Here is a 24,633-nt window from a genome sequence, read left to right on the forward strand (position 1 = left end):
AGACAAGACATCGAGCTCGTATTTCGCGGATTTATCGGGTATGCATACCGGAAAAAATGAGAAGGCGGAGGGGCAATCGAGATGGAGCTGCAGATCAAGCAAGGAGACACTGTCCTTTTTCAGGGTGACAGCATTACCGACGCGGGGCGCAATAAAGAGGCGTCCGCCGATCTGGGGAGAGGTTATGCGCTGATGACGGCTGCGTTGTTCGCGGCCGCTTATCCGGAGCTGCAGGTCCGATTTATGAACCGGGGAATTAGCGGCAACCGCGCGAAAGATCTGGTCGGCCGCTGGGACGCCGACTGCATCGAACTGCGTCCGGACTGGGTGTCGATCTACATCGGCATCAACGATACATGGAGACGTTACGACCGGGGCGACGAAACGTCAGCGGAGCAATTCGAGAAGGAGTACCGCCAACTGCTCACCCGTACCAAGGAAGAGCTGGGAGCCGGCATCATCATGGTCGAGCCGTTCGTGCTGCCCGTACCGGAGGACCGGAAAAAGTGGCGCGAAGATTTGGACCCGAAAATCGACGTCGTCCGCCATCTGGCCCGCGAATTCGGCGCGAAGCTCGTTCCGCTGGACGGGTTGTTCGCTCAGGCGTCCACATCGGCTACACCTTCGTATTGGGCGCCGGACGGCGTTCACCCGTCGCCCGCCGGCCACGCTCTGATCGCCAAAGCTTGGCTGAAGGCGGTCGGCGCTGCGGCTGCGCTGTAAGAACGGTAGTTGGCTGCTGGTTGCCGGTTGCTATTGCTAGTTAGTGGTTGCTAGTTGCTGGTTGCTAGTTGCTGGTTGCTTGGTGCTGATTGCTTGGTGCTGATTGCTGGGTACTAGTTGCTGGTTACTGATTGCTGGTTACTGGTTACTGGTTACTGCCGCTTCTGGGCTTCACATTTAGACGGCTGACGTGTGACACGGCACTGCGGGCCGGGGTAACGAGGCGGAGTGGAGGAGGACGAAGGAGGAGCGGCCGAATAAGAGCGGTTTGTACCTTCTATTTTGTCTGCAATTAGCGTGAGCGAGGAGATAAGAGCGGTTTATAGCTTCTATTTTCGCTAAATGGTGTTGACTTAACCATTCGATTGGAAATAAGAGGTACAAACCGCCTTTATTCACCTCCGCCTTCCCAATTTGCCGAAAATAGAAGGCTGCAAAAGAGGCTGTCGATTCATTGTGTAGAAGTGTTAGCAGGCCGTTCCAAGTGAAAAATTACCTTCTTCTGCTCAAACAGGTTGTCCGGAATCCCTTGATTGAATAAGGATTGTAAGGTAGGGGATTCCAGACAAAACTCGCCAGAAGGTAATCTTTTCCCTTTCCACTTGGTTGTCCACAATGAATCGACAGCCTTGCAAAAGACTGTTATTTGTTTGTTGAGCCGAAGCGGGTGCCTTAGATTGGCAGTATTTAGCTCGACGTTTATCTGCAGCAGAGCGGAAGTGTGGTTTCCGCTATTGCCGCAAAAGTTGCGAATATCACAGGATAGCGGAACTACGGTTTCCGCTATTTTTGCTTTTTTGGGGGATATGCGCGATGTGAGTGAAATAGAGGAATTAAATGTTCCGCTAAACGCTGATTTCCGGCTCTACACAACAGATAACGGAAGTAAAACTTCCGCTAGACCGCAACCCGCAACTGCAACCGCAACCCGCAACTGCAACCGCAACTGCAACCGCAACTGCAACCGCAACTGCAACCGCAACTGCAACCGCAACTGCAACCGCAACCGCAACCGCAACCGCAACCCGCACCCGCAACCCGCAACCCGCAACCCGCAACCGCAACCCGCAAAACCGCAAAACCGCAAAACCGCAAAACCGCAAAACCGCAAAACCGCAAAACTACTAACCACTAGCCCGCTAGAAACTTTATTGACAGCGTTGGAGGCCGAGTTATTCCCATATCGCCCCTAATTTCTTACATTGCTCGGCCGATTTAAAAAAAAGAACAAGCCCGCCCTTTATTCCAGGGGCGGGCTTCTTCTGCATCAAGCTTCGTTGACGAACCGGTTCGTCAGCGTTCCGAGCTTCTCGATCTCGACGGTTACGACGTCTCCGTCCTTGAGCCATACTTGCTGGTCTTCGGGCAGTCCGAGCACGACGCCTTCCGGCGTTCCGGTCAGGATGATGTCGCCGGGGTGCAGCGTCATATGCTGCGAGATGTAGCTGACGATTTCGTCGACGTAGAAGATCATATCCGACGTATTGGAATGCTGGCGCACCTCACCGTTAAGCGTCAGCTTGATCTCCAATTGATTCGGGTCGCCGACCTCGTCGGCCGTCACCAAATAAGGGCCGAGCGGGCTGAAGCCGTCGCAGCTTTTGCCAAGCAGCCATTGTTGGGTCCGCAGCTGCAAATCGCGGGCGGATACGTCGTTGACCGCGCAGTAGCCGAATACATGGTTCAGTGCCGCTTCTTTGGATACGTATTTGGCAGGTGAGCCGATGACGATGACCAGTTCCGCCTCGTAATCGACTTTGGACGACACTTTCGGCAATGGAACGTCGCCCAGGTGTCCGTTCAGCGTATTGTTGAACTTGTTGAACAAGATCGGGTATTGCGGGATCGGGGCGTTCGTCTCTTCCGCATGCTTGCGGTAGTTCAGGCCGACGCATATGATTTTGCCCGGATTCGGTACGCAGGGACCGAAGACGAGATCGGAAGGCGAGGCCCATACGGCCGCTTTCGTTTCGGAGGGCTGTTCGGACAACCGGGCAGCATAGGCGGACAGCTTCCCGATCGCAGCTGTACCGCCTGCGATCGCCTCCTCCGTCGTACGAGGCACTTCCGAGTCCGGCAGCAAGCTGAGTGCTTTATCAAGCTGAAGAATGCCTTCGTTTGTCGCTATTCCGAGCTGCGGGCCCGTTTCCATTTGAATCGTTACCAATTTCATAGGTTCGTCCAGTTCCTTTCCGGTTAGGTTTCGAGAATGACGGCGTACACACTGCCCGGGCCGTGGATGCCGATCGTCAGATCGTTCTCGATGTCGGCGCTGCGGCTCGGACCGGTAATCAGGTTGATCGACGACGGCATGGCGGCCGCTTCCGGATAATCGCGGCGGATCGCCTCAAGTGCTTCGCCCATCCGCGTGACGATCCGATCGGCAGGGACGACGGCGAGCAGCGTGTCCGTCAGCAGACTGACGGAACGGCCGCGTCCGCCGTGCGCCAGCAGCACGAGCGTGCCGGTGTTCGCGATCGCGTAATCGGCCCACACGATGCCGAGCCGGCACTGCTCGGTCGCGCGCAGCAGCGGGCTGCGCGCAATCCATGCGCTGCCGGGAGCCGCGCCTGTTTCGGCGTCGGCGTCAGCTGCGCCATCGGCGCGCCACGGCACGACGGCGATGCCATCCGCGGCCAGCGCGTCGTCCAGCGGCAGCGCGGCAAGATCGGGGTGATCCCAGCGGGACACCCGATCGATGCCTCGCTCCGCGCAGACGCGCCGCGCGCATGCGGGCACGGCATCGGCCGCATCCGCCGCGCGAGCGGTCCAGACGGTGCCGGTGAGCGCCGACCAGTTCGCCGAGAACTGGTCGATCCGCTCCTGCACCGTAGTGCGCCGCGCCGCGTACGGCTCCGGCACGCCCGTGACGAGCAGCTCGGGTGGCGCTGTCATCGGCTCGGAGCGCCCCAGCTTGCGGGCGATATGGCGCATGAAATCTTCGCGGCCGGAGATCGTTCCGGCTGCTCCGGTTCGGGCTGCACCCGGGCTCGTATGCGAATGGTTATCGGCTTGGCTCATGGTCGTCCCTCCTCTTTGCTAGTGCCGCCCGATGTTTCCGGCCGGTTTGGCGTACGGCTCATCTCCTGCTGCAGCTGCGCCCATCGGTCGCGGAACGACTGCTTCGACTTCATGCGCAGGAAACGGGACTGCGTCCAGCCCGCCAACGGACCGGGCGCCCGGCGGATCGACCCTTCGCGAAGGAGCGGCTGCTGCATCCAATAGGCGGCTTTGCCGGCCATTTTGTATAACGTGATGTTGCCGAAAGTCGTGGCGTACGTTTTAAAGGCGATTCGCTCTACGACCGGAGTCATTTTCAGCTTCACTTTGCGGTGCCTCAGCTGGACCAGCATATCGTGGAGCGGAATTTTGACCGGGCACGCTTCGTAGCACGCTCCGCACAAGCTGGACGCGTACGACAACTCGCCGGCTTCCTTGTAATCCTGTTGCAGCAGCGGAGTCAGTACCGCCCCGATCGGTCCGCTGTATACGGAGCCGTACGTATGACCGCCGACGTGTTTGTAGACGGGACATACGTTCAGGCAGGCCGCGCAGCGGATGCAGTGCAGCACTTCCTGAAACTGCGGGTCGCCCAGCTGGGACGACCGCCCGTTGTCCAGCACGATAATGTGCAGTTCCTCCGGTCCGTCCAGATCGCCTTCTCTCCTCGGGCCGGTGACGAACGAGGTGTAAGTGGTGAGCTTTTGCCCTGTGGCACTCCGGGCCAGCAGATTCAGCATCACTTCAACGTCGGCGAACGTTGGAACGAGCCGTTCCATCCCCATGACGACGACGTGGATTTTCGGGATCGTCGAAACCATCCGCGCGTTGCCCTCGTTGGATACCAGCGTAACGGTACCGCTCTCGGCTATGCCGAAGTTGCAGCCGGTCAGTCCGATGTCGGCCTCCAGAAAAATATTCCGCAGCTTGCGGCGGGCATAATCGGCGAGTGGCCTCGTCTCTGCCGGGAACTTCTCCCCGGAATGATCGGAGAACAGGTCGGCGATTTGCTGCTTGTTTTTATGAATAGCAGGGATGATCAAGTGGGACGGCGTTTCTTTCGCGAGCTGCAGGATATATTCCCCAAGATCGGTTTCGACCGCTTCGACGCCGATCTCCTCGAGCCGGTGGTTCAGATGAATTTCTTCGGACACCATCGACTTGCCTTTGGCGACCAGCTTCGCTTCCGCTTTCCGGGCGATATCGAGAAAGGTCCGCACCGCATCCTCGCCGCTCCGGCAAAAATGGACGTGGCCGCCGGTTTTGGCGACATTGTCCGAGAATTGGGTCAAATAGTAATCCAGGTGCGAGACGACATGCTCGCGGATCGCCCGGCCGCGTTCGCGCCACATCTCCCAGTCCCCGAAATCGTCCATCGCTTTCAGACGTCCCGTCTTCAGCTTATCTGTCGTAAAGGCGACCGCCTTGCGCAGAAACTCGTCGCCCAGTGCGATTTCGGTCCGCTTTTTTAAACCGCTGCCGATTTTGGCCAATTCGTCCGCTTGTTCGTTGTGCTGTGCCGTTCCACTCATCGGGCCGTTCCTCCTTGCTCCAGCAGTTGAGCCAGATGCATTACGCGTACCGGCTTGCCTTCCTTATTCAGCCGCCCGTCGATATTCATCAGACAGCCCATATCCGTGCCGACGAGTACTTCGGCGCCGGTCGCCAGGACGTTTTTCGCTTTCTCGCATACCATGGCTTCGGACATGTCCGCCATCTTGACTGCGAACGTACCGCCGAATCCGCAGCAGTCTTCGCAGTGGGGCAGATCGACAAGCTCCATCCCGCGCACGTGCTCCATTAGTTGTCCCGGTTCGGAACGGATGCCAAGCAGTCTCATCGCATGACAAGAAGGGTGATACGTCACTTTACCGGCAAAGGACGCCCCCACATCGGTAACCCCGAGCACCTTTACGAGAAATTGCGAAAACTCGTACGTTTTGGCGATAATCGCCTCGGCCTTCGCTTTCCATTCCGGCTCGTCACGGAACAAGTCCGGGTAATAATGATGAATCATCCCGGTGCAGGAGCCGGATGGGGAGACGACGTAATCGCTATGCTCGAAGGCGCTGATCCATTGCCGGGCGACGACGCGCGCTTCGTCTTGATAGCCGCTGTTGAACGCCGGCTGCCCGCAGCAAGTCTGAAGCTCGGGGAAATCCACCTCGCACCCGTATTTGTGGAGCAGTCTGACAACGCTTTCGCCAACTTCGGGGTACATCATGTCGGCCAGACATGTAATAAAGAGCGACACTTTCATAAGGCTGGTTGCCTCGCTTTCGGAATAGTCTCGTAACTGATACCGTTCTGAAACGTTATGAATTTGCTGAAGCAGACGAGCGGACGAGCTCCGATGTTTTTACTGTTCTTATTATCAGGTTATCAGACAAGTGAAGGCTTGAAAAGGGGGATTAAGAAAATTCCCCAAAATTGTTATTCCCGCATGACCTTTAGATCGACAGTCATCCCTAGCGATTTTTTCGGATCTATATGCGGATTGCGAGTTTCATTCTTGTCCGCAGGAGCCGCCAGGGACCTCAACTTCCACAGTAAATTGGAGGCTGAGGTTTTTTCTCGAGGAAAATCGGTTCTAGGTGCCCCGACCCGCCCGTGGACTAGGCAATTGCCTACCCGCCCGCTCAGCTCTTGCGCCGCATCGATTTCATCAGCTCGTCTTCGACGTGGTTCAGATGGCGGCGCATTTCGGCCTGGGCCTGCTCCACATCGCGGGCGGCTACGGCATCGAATATCGCCTTATGCTCGTGCCACAGCTGGCTTGCAATGGCTTTGTTCGCGTACAGCCTCACCCGGCGCGTCTCCCGGATCGTCAGCTCCACCTGCGCTGAGATCGTCTCCAGCAGCTTGACCATGATGGAGTTGTGCGTCGCCTTCGCCAGCGTCAGGTGAAACCGCATGTCCTGCTTTTCCCCGACCGCTTCCGTCCCGAGCTCGCTGTCCATGTCGGACAGGACGTTTTGCAGGGCGGCCAGATCCTCGTCCGTCCGCTTCGCCGCCGCCAGCCCCGCATTGGCGACCTCCAGCGAGATCCGCGCTTCGAGCAGCTCGGCGACCGCTTCCAGGCTCGTGAACAAAAACTCGAACCGGGGAGCCTCCATCTCGATGTCCTCGATGCTGCGAACGTAGCAGCCTTCGCCTTGGCGAATTTCGATCAGCCCCATCGCCTTCAGCATGCTCAGCGCCTCGCGCATCGTCGAACGGCCGACCTGATAACGTTCCGTCAGCTCCCGGGTGGAAGGCAGCTTATGGCCGGGCGGCAGTTTCCCGCCGACGATCTGCTGCTTAATTTGCTCGGCGATTTGTTCGTATATTTTATTTGCGGCGATACGCGTCACTTCCATCCCTAAGCCTCCATCAGAAAATATTATTCTATTGTAGCACAGGAGCGGATGGTATGGGAAAAGGGCGCATGATGTTCTCAAAACGGGATGTGGCGGGGGAATCGGCAATAAGAAAATTCGTTGATACGGGACAGATGCATGGCCACATTTGTCTCGTTTTCCATTCCGGCATCCGCTGCAGCATCGGTTCAATCGTTGTCACCACAAATTCCCTTGCTCGTCGAACGGCAGCTCTTGCAGCTCACCGACGATTTCCAGATTCGGGTGGCTGGCCGCCTCGTCCATCAGCGCTTCGGATACCTCGATATATTCCATATGAAGAGAATCCGCGATACGAATTACTCGCGGTCGGCGAATGTCGATTTCATTGCTGGCCCGGATGCAGGCGGCGATGGCGGCACGGTCGCTGTTTAAAATCATCGGAATGCGTACTACGTCAAAAACGGTGGAAGTCAGCGCATTGATATAGGAGGCTTCCAAATCCGCCTTGTCGAACAATCTTCGGGTCGTGGCATGAGCCATGCCGGCGCCGATGATGACGCCATGGCTTTCGTCCGTCACGTCGAGCACGGCCACCTTCTGCGACTTCAGTCCGCCGCTCGCATAAGGCGTGGCGAACGTGCCGGTAATATTCGGGTCCATGCCGTCGCCGCTAATGTTTTTGCCGATTTTATCGACAATGAGCACATCCGTCTCCTCGATCCAGATGCGCGGCATCATCGCTTTCGCTTGCATCAGCAGTTCGGGTTCCCGCTCGGCAATTCGTTCCTTGCGAACCGCCTCCAGCATACAAGTTTCATCGAATGCATTTTCGATGATGGCCACGGCGAACAAAATGTTGGCGTTCTTTAAAATCGTATTGCCGAACAGCGGAATCAGACGGCGCATATGCTTCCAGCCTGCCGCGTGGCAGGCGTTGGCGCCTTCGCGCTTGCCCAAGCCGATGGCCATCATCTTCATGAGGCCGCTCTCGTATTCTCCCCGGAAAGCGGTATGGGGCTTCACGCGCCCGACCACGACGATGCCGTCCGATTCCGCGGCGTAGCTGTCAATGACAACAGCATGGCCTTCGGACGTCGTGCCGACCTGCACCGTGTCCATTGTCGCCCGGATCGGGCAGCCACAGTAGGCTTCCGTCACTCCGAAGTCCTCGATGATCTTTTGCTGGTTTTCCGCGATTCCGCCGCCGTGGCTGCCCATAGCCGGAATGATGAAGGGGAGGGCGCCCTTGTCTTGGAGCGCCCTGACCAGTTCCTTTATAATGCGCGCAATATTGCGAATGCCCCTGCTGCCGACCGTGATGGCGATTCTCATGCCGGGAACGACGAGATCCGAGATGCCGACATGCGCCAGTGTGTCGTTCATCTTGTGCGGAATATCGTCCGGCGCAATCGAGGGACGCGGGAATTTCTGTCTAACCTTGACCATCTTGGGCATGGGCACCTCTTGCAGCAAATCGTAAAATACGCTCACGGTCCGTCACTCTCCTTCGTCCATCGCTGCCGTTACATAGTGATAATTTGCCCTGACTCTACGCTCTGATGCACCGCTTCGCACATGCGGGTGGAGACTAGCGCTTCTTCACCGTTCGGATATGCGCCTTCCAACTGCTCCAGCTTCATGCCGTTCTTCAGCAGACCGACTAACTTCGTAAAGTACAACATCGATTCAAAGGTGTACCCTTGCGGAGCGAGGCCATAGAACGGACGTTCCACTTCAAGCGCGGCAAACGGATTCAATACGATCGCGGTCGGCTCGCTCTCGAAAGCGCTCGATATGCCGCGATCCTGGCTGTCGACCTCCGATATGCCGTCCGAGCCAACGAGGCGAATGCCTTGGTTGACGATGGAAGGGAAGCCGACCGGTAAAATCCAGGAGGAATCCATCGAAAATTGCGTGCCGTTCTCGAACTCGAACTTGGCTTGTATCGAGTCGTACGTATCGATGCCCATGCCGATCAGCTTATCCTTCGTCGCGGTGGCATATACGCGCGTCGGTTTGGATTCCAGCAGCCAATAGATCAGATCATAGAAATGAATGCCCAGGAACCAGGCGGGCGAGCTGTGCTGCGCCCAGTTTTTGAACCAGACGGAGGGCACGACGATTTGATCTTCCATAAACGCGTAGCCGTATTGAATATGTCCCAGCTTGCCCTGCTTGATATCGTTCTTGAGCTGCATATGTCCAGGATCGAATCGTTTGTGGAAATCGACGTACAACATAATGTTGTTTTGCCGCGCCGCTTGGATCATATCCAAACCGCCCTCGGTGCTTGTATCCAGCGGCTTCTGAACCAGCACGTGGACGCCGTACTTGGCTGCTTCCAGCGTAATCTCCCGATGGAGGAAGTCGGGCGTCACGATCGCGACCGCATCGAGCTGCTCCTGCTGAAGCATCTCTTTGTAGTCCAAGTATCCTTTGATGCCGAACGCCTTTGCTTGCTGCTGCACAACTTCTTCTTTCAGATCCGCCAAAGCAACCAATTCGATGTCGCCCATTTTCGCCGCAAACGAGAAAGCCTTCAAAATTTTCGTCCCGTAAATTCCTGCTCCAATGACACCAATACGTGCTTTCATGCCAAAATGCCTCCCTTAGTTGTCCGCTTCGGACTATCATCAGATCGTTATCCTTTCAAACCGGTCGTCGCAATGCCTTCCACAAAGTACTTCTGCGAAAAGAAAAACAGGACGATACTGGGTACAATCGTGACGATCGCCATAGCCATCACCTGATCCCAGTTCACAGCCGCTTGCGCGTCCAGCGACATGCGAAGGCCAAGCATGAGCGTATACTTCTTGATGCTGTTAATAAAAATCAAGGAGTTGAAGAAGTCGTTCCACGTCCATATAAACTGGAACAGTGCGACCGAGAATACGGCGGGCTTGCACAGCGGCAGTAAAATTTTCGTCAAGATGGAGAACGAATTGCAGCCGTCCAGACGGGCGGACTCGTCCAGTTCCTTAGGCAGTCCGCGGAAAAACTGCACCATTAAAAAGACGAAGAACGGGTAGCAGGCGAAGATCGCCGGGACAATAAACGGGTAGTAGCTGTCCAGCCAGCCCAGGTGCTTGAACAGAATGTATCTCGGGATAATAATGACCGCATTCGGCAGCATAAGCGTCGAGATCATGATTGAGAACAAAAGGTTTTGCATAGGGAACTTGAATCGGGCGAAGCCGTAGCCGACGAGAATGCTGGAGGCAACGGTAAAGATTACAGTGGGAATGACCAGTTTGAACGTATTGATAAAAAAGTCGCCGTACGTAAACTGGCCGCTTCCCTTCCACCCGGCCGCATAGGCTTTCCAGGAAAAATTCGCCGGCAGGAAATGGTTCGCCACGCCAAAAATTTCATCGTTCGTTTTAAACGAGGCCAGAAACAGCCAAATGAGCGGATATACGATAATGATGCCAAATACAACCAGCAGAGCATATTGAATCAAGCGATTTCTTCCTGCTTTCACTGTCAACGACCTCCATCCTCGTAGTGCACCCAATGTTTTGATGATCGGAACAGCAGGAACGTCACCACCAAAATCAAAACAAACAGGACCCACGAAAGGGCGGAGGCGTAGCCCATTTTAAAATTGGAGAAAGCCTCCTCGTACAGCTTCATGCCGTACAAATAAGTGCCTTTCATCGGAGCACCGTTCGTGACGACGAAAGCGGAAGTGAACTCCTGCAAAGCACCGATCAACTGCATGACCAGGTTGAAGAAAAGAATCGGTGTCAGCATCGGCAACGTGATCGTAAAAAACGTTCTCAGCCTGGATGCGCCGTCCATACCGGCGGCTTCGTACAGTTCTTGCGGAATTTGCTTCAAGCCCGCCAGGAAGAGCACCATGGAGGACCCGAATTGCCAGACGGTCAACAAGCTCAATGTGAACAGCGCCATATACGTAGTTCCGAACCAATCCACTGCAGGGATGTGAAAGAAGGCGAGTATATGGTTGACCAAGCCGTCCTTGAGAAACATCGCTCTCCATAAAATCGCAATGGCAACGCTTCCGCCCAGGATGGAAGGAATGTAGTAGACGGTTCGGAAGAAGTTGACGAATTTCAGCTTCAGGTTCAAGATGACCGCTACGAGGAGGGCAAACATCAGTTTTAACGGTACGGCCATCAGGACGTAGACGATCGTTACTTTTAAAGAAAGCAGAAAGTTGGGATCGATCGTAAACATATCGACGTAGTTTTTCAGGCCGATCCATCTCGGGTCCCGAGCCATAGAGTAATCCGTGAACGAGTAGTAAAAGGAGGAGAGGATCGGGTAAAACTGAAACACCAGAAAACCGATGATCCATGGCGATATATACAGCAAACCCGTGAAATCTTTTAATTTGATTCGATCGGTTACTTTCATCCTATCAGCCAGCTTTCGCGTAAAGTAAGAAGGGGATACAAGGAAAGGTCGAGGTTGGGAGCAAAAGCCGGGGAACCAGGTCGATTCGTTTCCGCCGGCATTTTGCCTCTTTCATTCCTTTCCCGCTATTAGTGGATCCGTTCTTATTTGGCTGCCGCTTTCAATTCGGTCAGCTTGGACTGGAACTGCTTGATCATCTCGTCTGCCGCCGCTTCCGGGGTCGATCTGCCGAAACCGACTTTCTCTACAGTGTCGATCATGATGTTCTGGAGCTGGATATTGAGCGAGATCACATTGTCGGCCATGCCTTGCTTCTTGGAAGCTTGCTCGATGGCTTTGAGAATGAGCGGGTCGATCAGATTTTTCTCCGCGCTGACTTGTCTGCCGATTTCGGTCGGAGGGACCGACCGGGTATCCTTAAGGATAGCAAGCGCTTCCTTATCGTTGAAGAAGAAGTTCAAGAACTTCGCAGCCTCTTCTTTGTCAGGCGACTTGCTGTTGATGCTGAGCATGTTGGCCGGTCTGACAATTACGCCGGTATCCTTCGCATCCTTGGCGATCGGAAGGAGGGAGACGTCTGCCGAGCTTCTGAACGGCTCCATACGGGGACCGATAGCCGCAATCCATTCGATCGTCGATCCGGCTTGCTTGTTCGCCCAGACCGGATTCTCGAAATATTTGGCCTTGAACAAATATTGCTGGGCGGCAGGCTCCACTACCTTGTTGTCGAACAGCTTCTTCAAGTAGGTAAAGGCATCCACAAGATCGGCTCTTGTAAACCCGAGCGTATAGTCGTCCTTGACGATCTGGTTGCCTGTTTTTTGCTTCAAGTAAGGAGGCAAAATCTGGATGACAGTGGCGAATTGATCGGTCGCCAGGAAATACGATTTGGGATCGGCCTTGTTCACTTTGGCTCCTTCGGTCAGAAGGGTATCCCAATCCCAAACGGTATTCGGATCGATACCGGCCTTCGTCAGCACGTCCTTGTTTAGGACCATCGTAATGCCGCTGATCCCGGTCGGAAGACCGACCAGCTTGCCGTCGACGACGCCGTAATTTTTGACGAACTCTTGGTCGAAGCCGGACGTGTTTATGTCAGGCATCTGACTTAAATCGGCAAAGGAATTGAATTGCTTGGTAAAGTCCGCAAGCCATGGCGGGTCGATCTGCATAATATCCGGAGCGGAGCCTCCGGCCAGCTGAGTCATCAGCTTCTCTTTGTACCCGTCCGACCCCATATATTCGCCTTCAATTTTCACATTCGGATTTTTCGATTCGTACAGGGCAATAACATCCAGCGTAGCTTTATGGCGCGGGTCCGAGCCCCACCAGGAAAATCGCATCGTAACGGGTTTGCCGCCGGATGCCTTGGTGCTGTCCTTGGACGGCTCGCTGCTCCCGCAGCCTGCAACCGCCAAAGCCAGTAAGGGGATGGCGCATGCCGCACGAACTGTTTTCGAAAGCCCTTTCATATTTTGACCTCCTCGTGTGCTCTATGTCGGTGATCGATCGACCTTGAGTCTTAGTATAGCAGGTGATGTCGGTTTCAATAACGCACCTCCGTTCACTTTTGGGTATCGTTTATTAGTCAGTTCAAGAAGCTTCCAGGGGATAAAGGAATCATAAAACGATATTATAGCCTCATGAATGAATATTATCCGGCTCAAAAGAGAAATTTCTACATCATAAAGCGCTTTCACGAAACGCTTGCAGCTTCGGCGGCAATCGATTCAGTCCTAAAAATGAACTTGACGACCGGCATCGGGACGGATACGATGAAAAGCACAAACTGATACCGCCAGGAGGAGTGAGCATGTACAAGCTTCTTTTTGTGGACGACGAATATGAGATCAGATCGGGTTTATGCCGGTTTTTCCCTTGGGATGAGATCGGTTTTGAGATTGCAGGGCAAGCGGAAAACGGCAAGCAGGCGTTGGAATTTCTCCAAAAGCATACCGTGGACGTAGTTCTTTGCGACATAAAAATGCCTGTGATGAACGGAATCGAGTTGGCCGAGGAACTGTATAAGCAAAAATCGAAGATCAAAATTATTTTTTTCAGCGGTCACCGGGAGTTTGAATACGCACAAAAAGCGTTGTCGTTCGGAGTAAAGAGCTATGTTGTCAAATCCACCAAATTCAGCGAGCTGGTTCACGTATTTGAAAAGGTGAAAGACGAGCTGGATCAAGAAACGTATACGATGGAAGTGCCCGACAAGGAGCCGACCGCGGAGGATTCGGAAGAAGTCCAAAATTATTATGATCGGGTTATTCTCGCCATCAAAAGCCATATCAGAGAGCATTATCGTGATGTTGAGCTGGACGACGTGGCCAGACTTGTGCATATGCATCCGAATTATGTGAGCAAGCTGTTCAAGAAACAGACCGGACAAAATTTTTCCGACTATTTGCTGGACGTGCGTATGGAAAAAGCGGTTGAACTGTTAAAGGACGTGCGACACAGGGCCTCGGATGTAAGCGCTCTACTCGGGTATACTAACGTGAAGAACTTCACCAGAAGATTTAAAAGCTATTACGGCAAAAGTCCGCGTGCTTTCCGAACGAACGAAAGCGTCAAGCGGGGAGAGTAGGAGGAATGATGGGGCAGTCCTTGAAAAAACGCTTCTTTTTGAAAAACCTGGCTCTGTTCCTGATCCTCTTGTTGATTCCGTTAATTGTCTATGGCGCGTCGTCGATCATGCTGACGCAAAACGAGCTAAAAAACAATATCGATACAAACAGCGCCAGCATCTTGAAACAAACGAAGGAAACCATCGAGCTTGTCTTAAACGAAATCGATCAGTTGAGCTTGGTATACGATGCAAACGCCGATATCGGCTTTGAAATGGATGCCATCCTGCAAAGCAATTCGGCCACCTACGAAAGAAACGCCGTTACCAAAGTCATAAAAGGGTTTATGAACGCCGACCCGAGCGCAAGGCCGTATATTTATTCCATCTACGTCTATTATGACAGCGCGGGCAGCCGGTTTTTCTCCTCCAGCGAAGGAATTGCCAACCTGAATCAGGTATCGGACAACGCCTGGTATGCCAGCTACCGGAAACAAGAGCGGAATAAGACGTTCTGGACGGAAGCCAGGGAGATCAAGCGTGCTTCCTTCGACGAGAAGCCTTTTCAGATTATGACGATCTACCATCGCATGTCTTCGCGCAACGGAGTCATTGTCCTGAATATATTGCCGAACTATATTGAAAATATTTTGACGAGTACTACGCCTCTGGCCGATCAGAGCTTGCTCATTATGAATGCGGACGATCAAGTCATCTTTCAAAACTCGAACACCGCTTTATTGCAGGATATCGATTTGAATCGGATCAGTCAATCGCCGCTGGACTTTTTTACGATGACTTTTGCAAGCGGTTCTTACATCATTTCCAAACACGAGTCCGATCGATACGGCTGGAAATATTTCTCCATCGTTCCGCATCATACGCTTTACGAGTTTCCGTCCAAGCTCGGCAAGCTCATGCTGATGCTGCTGGCGGCGGCCTATGTGATTGGCCTTGGGCTGGCGTATTTCATTACGCGACGCAACTACAGACAAATCTCCAGAATCGTGCGCATCCTGGATTTAGCCGAAAACGGGGGACCGTTTCCGCAGATGACGACCCGCGTTAAGGACGAGTACGGCTATATCATCAACAATATATTGAAAACGTTCATCGAGCACAGCTTCCTGAAGATCGCTTTGTCCGAAAAGAAGTTCAGAATGAAGGCGATGGAGCTTACAGCCTTGCAGGCGCAAATCAACCCTCATTTTCTGTTCAATACGCTCAGGACCATTTATTGGAAGTCATACGCGCTCTCGGGAAAACGGAACGAGGTCAGTGATATGATTGAGAATTTGTCCGATCTGCTGGACTATTCGCTGAGCAAGCCCGAAGAACGGGTCACCTTGGAGGAGGAGATCCGACGAACGATCAGTTATACAGATATTCAGCAAATCCGCTACAAGGACCAATTCGATCTCGTCTGGGACATCGATGACGACGTGAATCGGTATACAGTCATTAAGCTGATCTTGCAGCCTATTATCGAGAACAGCATTTACCACGGCATTCGCGAAAAAGAAGGGAAAAGTTTGATCAAGGTGAAGGCCTTTGCGGTGAATGAACGGCTCCACATCTCCATTATCGACAATGGCGCGGGCATCGCGCCCCAAAACATGAAAATCATCAGGGAAAAGCTGAAAGACTCGGAAGAGGATTCCGAACATATCGGGCTATTCAACACCGATAAACGCTTGAAGCTGAACTATGGCGAGGAGTACGGACTGCAGATCAGAAGCAAGCCCGGCTGGGGGACGGCAGTTTCTATGGTCATCCCCTCGACGGCAGGACTCGTACCGTTGGACAAGTAAACTTTGACTTGGATTATGATGACAAATGATAATGATGCGGCGGGACATCCGAAAGCGGTGTTCGAGCTGAGGCCGGATGAGCTGGCCGCCATGACCGGCGGTCAAATGACCCGGATCTGTTGACATCGGTTAAGAAAACGCCCGGTCGTGGCCGTGAAGCCAAACCGGGCGTTCGTCCTGTCTGCTAGTATTAAGATCTTATGTAGTCCGATTACAATACACGGCGTGCGCTAATGTAATGCTTCTCCCAATACCCCGACTCCAGCGAAGAAATTCCTACGCCGTTAAACGAAGGGCTGTTGTGGATGAACTGTCCGTTGCCCATATAGATGCCGACGTGGTTGATCGTTCCGGCCTTGCTTGTCCAGAAAAAGACCAGATCGCCCTTCTGCAGATTGCTCTTGGATACGGCGGCACCGTCATCTTTCTGGAATCGCGTTCCCCATTTCATCGATACGCCTTCCAGACCGAACACGTATTTTGTGAATGACGAGCAGTCCAGCACCGAAGGAGCCCGGTTAGCTCCGAACTCATACCGCACTTTGCCGATCAGCGATTTGGCATGGGCGATAATCCGGTCGGCTTTGGCCGATGAAGGTACGGTAGGCGGCTGGGTGGTCGGCGGCTTTGTCGATCCGCCATTGTATGAAACGTAGTCTGTCGATATGTATCCTTGTTGTCCGCCTACGGAAATATGTAACCAGTAATTATTGACTTTGCTTAGCACCTGAAAGGTCGTTCCGGTTTTCAGCAGCCTGTATACGGAGCTGTCTGTGGACGGCGCCGACCGGAAATTGGCCGATTTGGTAACAGTGCCGTTGCCGGTTGATGGTGTTGCAGAACCGCTTATGTAATCGGTCGATACGTATCCGACTTTTCCGTTATAGGAAACTTTCAGCCAATACGAGTTTACCTTTTCCAAAATATCGACGGTAGAGCCTTTGCTAATCAATTGATAGACACTGCTGCCGGTGGATGGTGCCGATCGGAAGTTTACCGAACGTTCTACCGTGGCGGGTGAGGCGAAGGCGCTTGTGGAAATCGTAAGGGACAGTGCTGCGATAGAAACCATACTGATAATCTTCTTTTTCATGTCATCTCCTCCTGAAGCAATTGTAGCCTTGATAGGAATACTTTTCATTGTTGAAAATATAGCATGTAAGTAAATCTGTCCCATTCTTTCATCTGATCGGCCGTTAAGCGTCTCCCAGGAACCGGGATAATGCCGGGTCAATCCGGCCTTCGTTTAAAGCGATGATTTGATCGGCATACCTCAGCGCATACGGCTTCGCGCTAACCACGAGGCAGGTGATCCCGCGCGCTTGCCGGATCGCGTCGATCCGCGCCCACAGCAAGTTCTCCGTCTCCGCATCCAGCGCGCTGGAACTATCGTCGAGCACCCACAGCTCCGCTTGGCGGTAAGCCATCCGGGCGATCGCGACACGCTGCCGCTGGCCTCCCGACAACGTCAAGCCGGACGAGCCGAGCAGCGTGTCCACCCTGTGCGGACAACGAGCCAAATCGTTCTCCAGTACCGCCGTTCTTATCGCGTCGTCCAACCGCATATCCGAATCGGGATAGCCGAGCCGGATATTGTCCCTCACTGAACCGCTGAACAGCATGGGCATCTGGGGCACGTAAGCGGCTGCCGGCGGAACCATAAAGCTTGCCGGATCATCGATCCGTTCCCCGTTCCAGCTCAGCTCTCCCGCCGTTTTCGGCAGAAGTCCGAGCATCGTCCGCAGCAGCGTCGTCTTGCCCGAACCCACCGGTCCCGTCACGACCGTAAACGATCCGCGGAGCAGACGGAACGTTACATCCCGGATTCCTCGATCCGTACCGGGATAGCTGTAGCCGAGCCGGCGCACTTCAACCTGCTCAAGCCGACGGATCGGAAGCGTCTGAGGCTGGAAAACCGGAGGCTCCCGGTCCAAATAAAGCGAGTCGTTCCGCGTTAACGTCTGCAAGCTGCCGTCTCCGAGCAGGCGGCCGATCCGTCCGAGCGATACTTCCGTTGTCCGCAGTCCGGACGTAACCGTCCCGTACAGCCGGATCATCTGGGCGACATAACCCAGAAAGTAAACATACAGCGTAAATCCGCCGACCGTGAAGCCCGCTTGCTCCATCGTATATCCGATCAGCAGAAGGAATATGGCCATGCCTACGTTCACAATGTTATCCAGCACCGATTCCATCAAGACCGTAAATACCGCGTTCCGCTTGCCTGCCGCCGCGCGCTCCTCTCCCAGCTTGCCGAGTCTGTCGATTAAAGCTCCGTCGGCGTTGTTGATGCGGATCGCCTGATGGTGGCGGAAAATGTCTGTCAACTGTCCGAGATACAGGTCCGTAGCGCTCTGCTGCCGTTCGAAATAAACAGCAATGCGCGGCTTCAGCAGCCGGACCGCAAGCAGGGCGAGCAGAAGGGGAGCGAACAAGGCAAGCGTCGCCGTCCAGTCGATCAGGCTCAAGGTGACGAAACCGATCAGAGCGAAGAGCGAATAACCGAGCAGATACGGAAATTGCCACATCAGCGATTCGGGCATCGCCACGTCGGTCCGCAGCATATTCATCAAGGTTCCGTGGCTAACGGGCAACGCCGCCGCGCCCGGCTGCTCCAGCACGTGCCGGTACATGTTTCGCCGGAAGACGGCGCGTATAATTTCCGTCCAGCCGTAGCTCAGCGCCAGATCGACCGAATAGGCGAATGCCTGAACGAGCGGGACGACAATCAGCAGCGCCACGATTCCGTACAATTGCGCCTCCGTTAGACCCGAAGCGCTTGCCGCCTGATCGAAAAAACGTTTGATCAACATCCCGGACAGCACCCCCAGTCCGGCGAAGCCGACTATGCGGAGAACGGTAACTGCGGAATAATGAAACGGATAGTACCAAAAAATGTTTTTCAAAACCGTCCATGCGTTACGCATCGCCGTCACCTGCTTCCCTTCGCCATTTGGCATACTCCGAAGACGGATAACGTGCGAGCAACGCGGTTTCCCCGAATTCGACCGCTTGGCCGTCCCGCAGCAGCAGCACATAGTCCGTGTTCTCGACGGCTTGCACCCGGTGGGCGATAATAATGGATGTGCGTGACCGGGTCAGCGCGTTAATCGCGTTCCCGATTGTCCGCTCTGTGGCGGAATCTAGGAGGGACGTCGCTTCGTCGAGAATAACGAGCCCCGGGCTTCTCAGAAACGCTCTGGCCATAGCAAGGAGCTGCGCTTCACCTGCGGAAAGATTGCTTCCGTCCCGTTCGATCCGCCGATCGAGACCGCCGGGAACCGCCTTCAGCCAATCGTCCAGCCGCAGCAGCGCGATCGCCTCCATAACCCGCTGATCGGATACGCCGGAATCAAACAGGGTGATATTGTCACGCAGCGTTCCTTCGAACAGCTCGACGTGTTGGGGAACGTAGGCGATCGCCGCTCGCAAGCTGTCCTTGTCCAGCGTCCGTACATCCGTCCCGCCGAGCGCGACCGATCCGTGCTGCGCATCACACATCCGGAACAAAAGTCTCGCGACCGTCGTTTTGCCGCTTCCGCTTTTCCCGACGACCCCGAGCGACCGCCCTGCGGGAATATGGAAGCTGACTCCCCGCAAAACCGGATCGGTCCCGTCGTATCCGAACGAGACGTTATCGAAGCTCACCGGGATGCCGTCATCGCCGTTCCAACGGAAAGAACGGCCGCTCTGCTTCGAATCAGCGTTGTCCGCATCAGCCAAAAGCTCCCTGACGCGATCTGCCGAAGCGCCGGCCTGCTGCAAGTCCGACATTTCCCCGACGATATTGCGCAGAGGGACGAGCAGCAGCGTCATGTAGTAATACACTTGAAACATCGTACCCAGACTCAGTCCGCTGCCGTGAACCGAGAGCAGCCCCATCGCCAGGAGCATGGCGGACATGACGGAAGCCAGCGTAATGTCGCCGGTATTAAGAACGACGGCCAACGTTTTTCCCGTTTGTTTGCGTACCGGATACAGCCGTCTTAAGCCCCGGTAGTAGACGGAGAAGGCGTAGGAGGAGCCGTTCAGCGCGCGGATGTCTTCCCGCCCCGAGAGAGTTTCGTCCAGGAGCCCGAGCAGGCTGGCGGATTGGGCCATATAGCTTTTTACAGTGGCGGTTCCGTAACTTCCCATCCGGTGCAAGATGAGCAGCGCTGCCGTAGAGCAGAGTAAACCAACCCAGCCGAGAAGCGGATGGAGGAAAAAAATCGCGGCGACAATGCCGGCGATCAGGAGATGATTGCCGATCACCTTCAAGAGAAAGGCGGACAAAAAGTTGCCGAGTCTGCCGACATCGCCATCGATCCGTTCGACCAGCTCGCCCGGTGTGTGTGCATGGTAAAAGGCCAGCTCGCGTCTCAAGCATGCCCGGGTCAGATCAAGCCGCAGCCTGTTCGTCACTTTCCAGTGGAGATCGGAGGTAAGCGACTGAACGACAATTACAAGCAGCTGCCGACTTATCGTCAGCGTCAGGAACAGCAAGGCGGTGACGAATAGCAAGGACGAATCGGCACCGGCGGCTGCCCGGTCGATAAAAAGTCCGATGTACCGGGGGCTGTACATGTGGATCACGATGCCTGTGCAGATTAAGGCGAAGAGTAGAAGAATACGCGTTCGGTAAGGGGACAACCGTTCCAGCAAAAACCGGACACGGCTTCGGTATGGCGGTGCCGTCATGGGGACCTCCTTGGGTGAATAAACTGTCACACCCAAAAAGTAAAGGAAAAATAGGGAAAAGTATAGACTTATAAATCCCTTTTCGTTATACTAATATTATGGATGTCGAGGACACCCTGCTTGTGTTAAGATATGTCTAAAATGCGACAACCCACAATGAATGTGGGTTTTTTCTATGTTTGCGAGCGGATTGGGTCCCGCCGGGTTGTTAGCCGGTTTGGCCTATCTATGAGATCTATGTTAACTCGACACGGTACAATACAACTCGATCCCGTTCTGTGCTAACTCGACACAGATCTACACAACTCGATACAGTTAGATGAAACTTAATTCAGCCCTATAAATCGCTACAGTTCTACATAGATCGCTACTGCTCCAACAGCACGAATCAGCCGGTCTTGACGGCTTCATAGATTCAGTCTCATACCGATCACGGAAAGAGGACCGCCGCCATGCTTTCGTTTCTGCTTACCGTCAAAAGACTTCTGGGCGGAGTGATCCGCGCATTTAAACAGGACAATTTCCGAGTTATTTTTGTACTGATTCTGCTCATGCTGCTGTCCGGGACGATCTTTTATACCGCCGAAGAAAACCTATCCGTTTTGGATGCTTTATATTTTTGTGTAGCTACGCTCAGTACAGTAGGCCATCCAACTTTCGTACCCCAGACGGAGTTAGGTAAAATCTTTACGATGGTATATATCGTCGTAGGGACCGGCCTGTTTCTGGCGCTCATCGCCCATCTCGCTTACGCGATCATGTTCCAGAATGAAGAGAAGCGGGACGCAACCAAAGTGTTCCTCCATAAAGCCAGACGAAAACGGTCCGATTCGGACGGTTAAGTGTGGCCAACCTCCGCTGGAAACCTGAATGGAGAGGTGCACGTGGCAGCGAACCGAACAGTATCGACGTGTATACAAAACGAAAGAACCGCCCGGTATCGTGCATATCGTCCGGGCGGTTTTTCTTAAAGAGGTCGAGCCGCAGCAATAGGTTCCGCTTCCCGAAAATAGGTGCCAAAGACTTTTATATTACCTCGCCTTCAACTGCACCTTACACTACAAATTACACTGCAAATTACACTGCAAATTACACTGCAAATTACTACAAACTACACTCCACCCTGCAACATTATAGCCGCAGACTGACCACGAGAACCACGGACAAGATCGCCAGCATCAATACGGTAAATACCGTTACCGCCGGCAAAGCTGCGCCTGCACGCGGTGCGGCTGCCGCACCGTTCTCCGGCACGGTCAGCCGTTTGACCGCCTTACGGCCGAACAGGGCGGTCAGCACGATCGCCGCCAGAATGATCGTTCCTCCCCCGCGTTCCATATAGGTGAGCCACAAAGGTTTTGCCGTATCGCCAAAGTCCATCTCGATAATCATCAAAATGCCGCTGACCAGCACCACGATGGAGCTTGGGTGGGCCAGCCAGCCGAACAGCCGCACCGCTTTGCCAACAAGCGCTCTGGCTTCCTGGGCTACGTCGCGCCTCCGCGCCATGCCGAGCAGGACGACGATGGCGAATAACGCGCCGAACCAGAGGATCAAACTGGTCAAATGTAAAAACAACATTGTTCCGAACATACGGATCATTCCTCTCCTTCATTTTTTATAATTACAGATTGATTGCTAACGCGATTAAACTTCAAAACGTTGCTTCGACAAAGCTTCGATAAGCAAACGGAGAGGCTCTGCTCGCAAGAAAAGATACGCTTATGCAGAGCCGTTCATCATAGGAAATGCATCGTTTAGTCGTTTAGAAGCTTTTCTTTTAACCGGCAGGCGTTCTGGGACCGCCGACCGCGGACGACGGTCCGGCCTTCCGGCTGTCGCTCTTGCCTCCGACCAGCGTCAGGATGGAAGGCAGCAAGACGCCGCGCACGAGAAACGTATCGAGCAATATCCCGATCGCCATCGTGAATCCGAACAAAAACAGTTCCTGCATCGGCTGCGTCGTCAGTACGGCGAACGTAGCGGCCAGGATGATACCGGCCGACGAGATGACGCTTCCCGTAAGCGATACGCCTCTTTGTACCGCAACGTTCCACGGATGTTTAGTCGCTTCTTCGCGAATCCGGGAGACGAGCATAATGTTGTAATCGACGCCCAAAGCGACCAGGAAGACGAACGTATATACCGGAATCCGGTAACTGATCGCTTCGTAGCCGAGCAGCGTATGGAATACGAACCAGCCGAGACCCAGCGTCGCGAGATACGAGATCAGAATCGTCGCCATCATGATGACCGGGGCTAGCAGCGAACGGGTCTGGAACATCAGCATCATCGTGATCAGAACGGCGATCAGCGCAAACGTAACGACAGTGTCCCGCCGGTTCATGATGCTCACATCCAATTGCTCTGCGGTCTGGCCGGCAAAGTGCAGCTCGTGGCTGGAAGCATCCAACCCGCTGCTGCGTAGCAGGTCGGCCGACGATTGCCGCAAAGCCGATACCGTGTCCAATGCAGCAGGGTCGTACGGATTATCCGCAAGTGTCAGTTGAAGCTTGATCGCGTGCCGATCATCAGCAACAAAGTTTCGCGGCAGCGGGGCATCCCGTGTTCCCATTCCGGGAACAATAGCCGGAGTAACCGAGTCGATGTGCCCGACGTTTTGAATCGCGGCTCCGAGCTTTTGGATATGTTGAAGGAACGGTTCATCAACCGCCATCTCCTTCTCCGATGTGAGCAGTACAGTTACGGGAGCGAGCTTGCCTTTCGGGAAGTTTTGCTCCAGCAGTTCGAAGCCTTGGCGGGAAGACAGCTCCTCCGGGAACGACTTCAATAAATTAAACGAATACTTTACGGTCGTGACATTGAAGGATAACGCCGTAAGCACGATCAGCAGCGCCGAAGCGATGACCGCCGGACGTTTGACGACCAGCGAACCGGTTTTGGACCACAATCCGTCTTTGCGCTTAACGGGCCGCTCCGGCTCGAGCACCGGCACGAACGGCCAAAACGCTTTGCGGCCGACCAAGGCGAACACGGCCGGAATCAGCGTCAAGCCTGCCAACAGGATAACGACCATGGCGATCGAGAACACCGGGGCGAAGTTGTGATACGGCTTAAAGACTGCGGCAAACAACGTTAACATCGCGATCAATACGGTGCCGCCGCTGAACAAGATCGGTTCGCCCACCTGCGACATCGTCACCCTCATCGCGTCGTACTGGCTGCCGAGCTTACGCAGTTCTTCGCGATACCGCGAGAAGACGAACAGGCAGTAGTCGGTCAAGACGGCGAACAGCAGAATCAGCATGATCGAGAGCGCCTGGCTATCGATGACGAACCAGTCCATCTTGCCGGCGAAACCGATCGTCCGGTCTACGACCTGATAGACTAGGCCTGCAATGACGAGCGGAATTAGAGCGAGCAGCGGCGAACGGTAAATGACGACCAGCAGAACGAGAATCAGCCCGATCGTCGCGAACAGCAGCACGAGATCCGCGTTTTTGAACAGGGCCAGCGTATCGGAAGCGATGCCGGCAGGCCCGGTAATTTCCACTTGCAGCCCGGTGGAGCCGTTCGCGTCCAGCCAGTCCCGGATTTGCAGAATCGTCTCGTACGTCCCGGCGGAATCGGTTCCTTTCTTCATACTGAGATGATACAGCAGAGTCGTCTGATTGTCGGACATCAGACTGTCCTGCACCGGCCGGGGCAGCTCGTGGAACGGCAGGGCGCCTCCCGCATGCTCCGGCTTCTGCGGCGAGGAGAGCCATCGGCTCATCTCCGAGATGACCGCCCGTTCCGCTTCGCCGATACCTGCCTCGCGATGGAACACGATAAGCGCGGGCAAGCCGTCGTCGGACGGGAAATGCTTGTCCAGCAATTGCGAGGCGATTGCCGACGGCGTATCGCCGCGTATGCTTCCTTCACCTGCGCTGACGGCTTCTTTTTTGGCAGCGGGCGCGATTCCGCTTAACAGCACGATGACGATCAGCCAGACGGCCAGGACGATTTTGGCGCCTTTGCGGCTGCCGGCCCAGCCAGTTAGGGATTGGAGTGCATGCAGCATCGTGAAAAATCCACCTCCTGGTCTTATTTGTTCTCACAACCGAAATTGTAGAGACCGAATATGAACAGGAGATGAATGGAGCATTACAGATGGGGAATGGTAGAG

The 24,633-nt window shown here is 54.4% G+C and carries 20 protein-coding genes; 5 read left to right on the forward strand and 15 right to left on the reverse strand.

The window, feature by feature from the left end; translation table 11 throughout:
- Positions 1–81: 81 nt before the first annotated feature.
- Entirely contained in the window at positions 82–723 is a 642-nt protein-coding gene (locus PV433_RS29305) for an SGNH/GDSL hydrolase family protein (protein WP_332075540.1), read from the forward strand.
- A gap of 677 nt (positions 724–1,400) precedes the next feature.
- Positions 1,401–1,916, forward strand: coding sequence for a hypothetical protein (locus PV433_RS29310; protein WP_332075541.1), 516 nt, complete (start codon positions 1,401–1,403; stop codon positions 1,914–1,916).
- A gap of 74 nt (positions 1,917–1,990) precedes the next feature.
- On the opposite strand, the gene PV433_RS29315 is transcribed toward PV433_RS29310, so the two are convergent.
- The 10 genes from PV433_RS29315 to PV433_RS29360 all read right to left on the reverse strand — a co-directional run bounded on the left by PV433_RS29315 (position 1,991) and on the right by PV433_RS29360 (position 12,916).
- The gene (locus tag PV433_RS29315) at positions 1,991–2,896 is read right to left on the reverse strand and encodes a fumarylacetoacetate hydrolase family protein (protein WP_332075542.1); all 906 of its coding nucleotides are present in this window, start codon (positions 2,894–2,896) and stop codon (positions 1,991–1,993) included.
- Positions 2,897–2,919: 23 nt separating this feature from the next.
- Positions 2,920–3,744, reverse strand: coding sequence for a LutC/YkgG family protein (locus PV433_RS29320; RefSeq protein ID WP_332075543.1), 825 nt, complete (start codon positions 3,742–3,744; stop codon positions 2,920–2,922).
- Positions 3,741–5,255: a LutB/LldF family L-lactate oxidation iron-sulfur protein gene (locus tag PV433_RS29325; RefSeq protein ID WP_332075544.1), complete on the reverse strand. Its 1,515-nt coding sequence runs from the start codon at positions 5,253–5,255 to the stop codon at positions 3,741–3,743. The genes PV433_RS29320 and PV433_RS29325 overlap by 4 nt, the downstream gene beginning before the upstream one ends.
- Positions 5,252–5,983: a (Fe-S)-binding protein gene (locus PV433_RS29330; protein ID WP_190930587.1), complete on the reverse strand. Its 732-nt coding sequence runs from the start codon at positions 5,981–5,983 to the stop codon at positions 5,252–5,254. The genes PV433_RS29325 and PV433_RS29330 overlap by 4 nt, the downstream gene beginning before the upstream one ends.
- Before the next feature lie 379 nt (positions 5,984–6,362).
- Positions 6,363–7,082 carry a FadR/GntR family transcriptional regulator gene (locus PV433_RS29335; protein WP_332075545.1) on the reverse strand — a complete coding sequence of 240 codons (720 nt, stop codon included), beginning with the start codon at positions 7,080–7,082 and terminating at the stop codon, positions 6,363–6,365.
- A gap of 198 nt (positions 7,083–7,280) precedes the next feature.
- Positions 7,281–8,555 (reverse strand): lactate racemase domain-containing protein, encoded by a 1,275-nt coding sequence (locus tag PV433_RS29340; RefSeq protein WP_332075546.1) that lies wholly within the window; start codon positions 8,553–8,555, stop codon positions 7,281–7,283.
- Positions 8,556–8,587: 32 nt separating this feature from the next.
- Complete coding sequence (locus PV433_RS29345; protein ID WP_332075547.1) at positions 8,588–9,658, reverse strand: Gfo/Idh/MocA family protein; 1,071 nt, start codon at positions 9,656–9,658, stop codon at positions 8,588–8,590.
- Positions 9,659–9,705: 47 nt separating this feature from the next.
- Positions 9,706–10,524 (reverse strand): carbohydrate ABC transporter permease, encoded by an 819-nt coding sequence (locus tag PV433_RS29350; protein ID WP_332075548.1) that lies wholly within the window; start codon positions 10,522–10,524, stop codon positions 9,706–9,708.
- Positions 10,525–10,547: 23 nt separating this feature from the next.
- The gene (locus tag PV433_RS29355; protein ID WP_332075549.1) at positions 10,548–11,444 is read right to left on the reverse strand and encodes a carbohydrate ABC transporter permease; all 897 of its coding nucleotides are present in this window, start codon (positions 11,442–11,444) and stop codon (positions 10,548–10,550) included.
- A gap of 143 nt (positions 11,445–11,587) precedes the next feature.
- Complete coding sequence (locus tag PV433_RS29360; protein WP_332075550.1) at positions 11,588–12,916, reverse strand: ABC transporter substrate-binding protein; 1,329 nt, start codon at positions 12,914–12,916, stop codon at positions 11,588–11,590.
- A gap of 341 nt (positions 12,917–13,257) precedes the next feature.
- Here PV433_RS29360 and PV433_RS29365 point away from each other — a divergent pair, with 341 nt between their 5' ends.
- Together PV433_RS29365 and PV433_RS29370 are read left to right on the forward strand one after the other, a co-directional pair.
- Positions 13,258–14,034, forward strand: coding sequence for a response regulator transcription factor (locus tag PV433_RS29365; RefSeq protein ID WP_332075551.1), 777 nt, complete (start codon positions 13,258–13,260; stop codon positions 14,032–14,034).
- Positions 14,035–14,039: 5 nt separating this feature from the next.
- Positions 14,040–15,824, forward strand: coding sequence for a sensor histidine kinase (locus tag PV433_RS29370; RefSeq protein ID WP_332075552.1), 1,785 nt, complete (start codon positions 14,040–14,042; stop codon positions 15,822–15,824).
- Between the two features lie 211 nt (positions 15,825–16,035).
- On the opposite strand, the gene PV433_RS29375 is transcribed toward PV433_RS29370, so the two are convergent.
- The 3 genes from PV433_RS29375 to PV433_RS29385 form a co-directional block, all read right to left on the reverse strand.
- Positions 16,036–16,917 (reverse strand): C40 family peptidase, encoded by an 882-nt coding sequence (locus PV433_RS29375; protein ID WP_332075553.1) that lies wholly within the window; start codon positions 16,915–16,917, stop codon positions 16,036–16,038.
- 103 nt (positions 16,918–17,020) lie between these two features.
- Complete coding sequence (locus PV433_RS29380) at positions 17,021–18,751, reverse strand: ABC transporter ATP-binding protein (RefSeq protein WP_332075554.1); 1,731 nt, start codon at positions 18,749–18,751, stop codon at positions 17,021–17,023.
- Positions 18,744–20,504 carry an ABC transporter ATP-binding protein gene (locus PV433_RS29385; RefSeq protein ID WP_332075555.1) on the reverse strand — a complete coding sequence of 587 codons (1,761 nt, stop codon included), beginning with the start codon at positions 20,502–20,504 and terminating at the stop codon, positions 18,744–18,746. Before PV433_RS29385 ends, PV433_RS29380 begins: the two co-directional genes overlap by 8 nt.
- Positions 20,505–20,956: 452 nt before the next feature.
- On the opposite strand from PV433_RS29385, the gene PV433_RS29390 reads away from it, so the two are divergent.
- Entirely contained in the window at positions 20,957–21,346 is a 390-nt protein-coding gene (locus PV433_RS29390; RefSeq protein WP_332075556.1) for a potassium channel family protein, read from the forward strand.
- Between the two features lie 289 nt (positions 21,347–21,635).
- Here PV433_RS29390 and PV433_RS29395 read toward each other — a convergent pair whose 3' ends face one another.
- Positions 21,636–22,097, reverse strand: coding sequence for a hypothetical protein (locus PV433_RS29395; RefSeq protein WP_332075557.1), 462 nt, complete (start codon positions 22,095–22,097; stop codon positions 21,636–21,638).
- A 187-nt stretch (positions 22,098–22,284) separates the two neighbouring features.
- A complete protein-coding gene (locus PV433_RS29400; protein WP_332075558.1) occupies positions 22,285–24,528 on the reverse strand; it encodes an MMPL family transporter in 2,244 nt (747 codons plus the stop codon).
- Positions 24,529–24,633: the final 105 nt, after the last annotated feature.

This window comes from Paenibacillus sp. GYB004 (genome assembly GCF_036577605.1).
In the GTDB taxonomy this organism is placed as follows: Bacteria; Bacillota; Bacilli; order Paenibacillales; family NBRC-103111; genus Paenibacillus_AB; species Paenibacillus_AB oceani.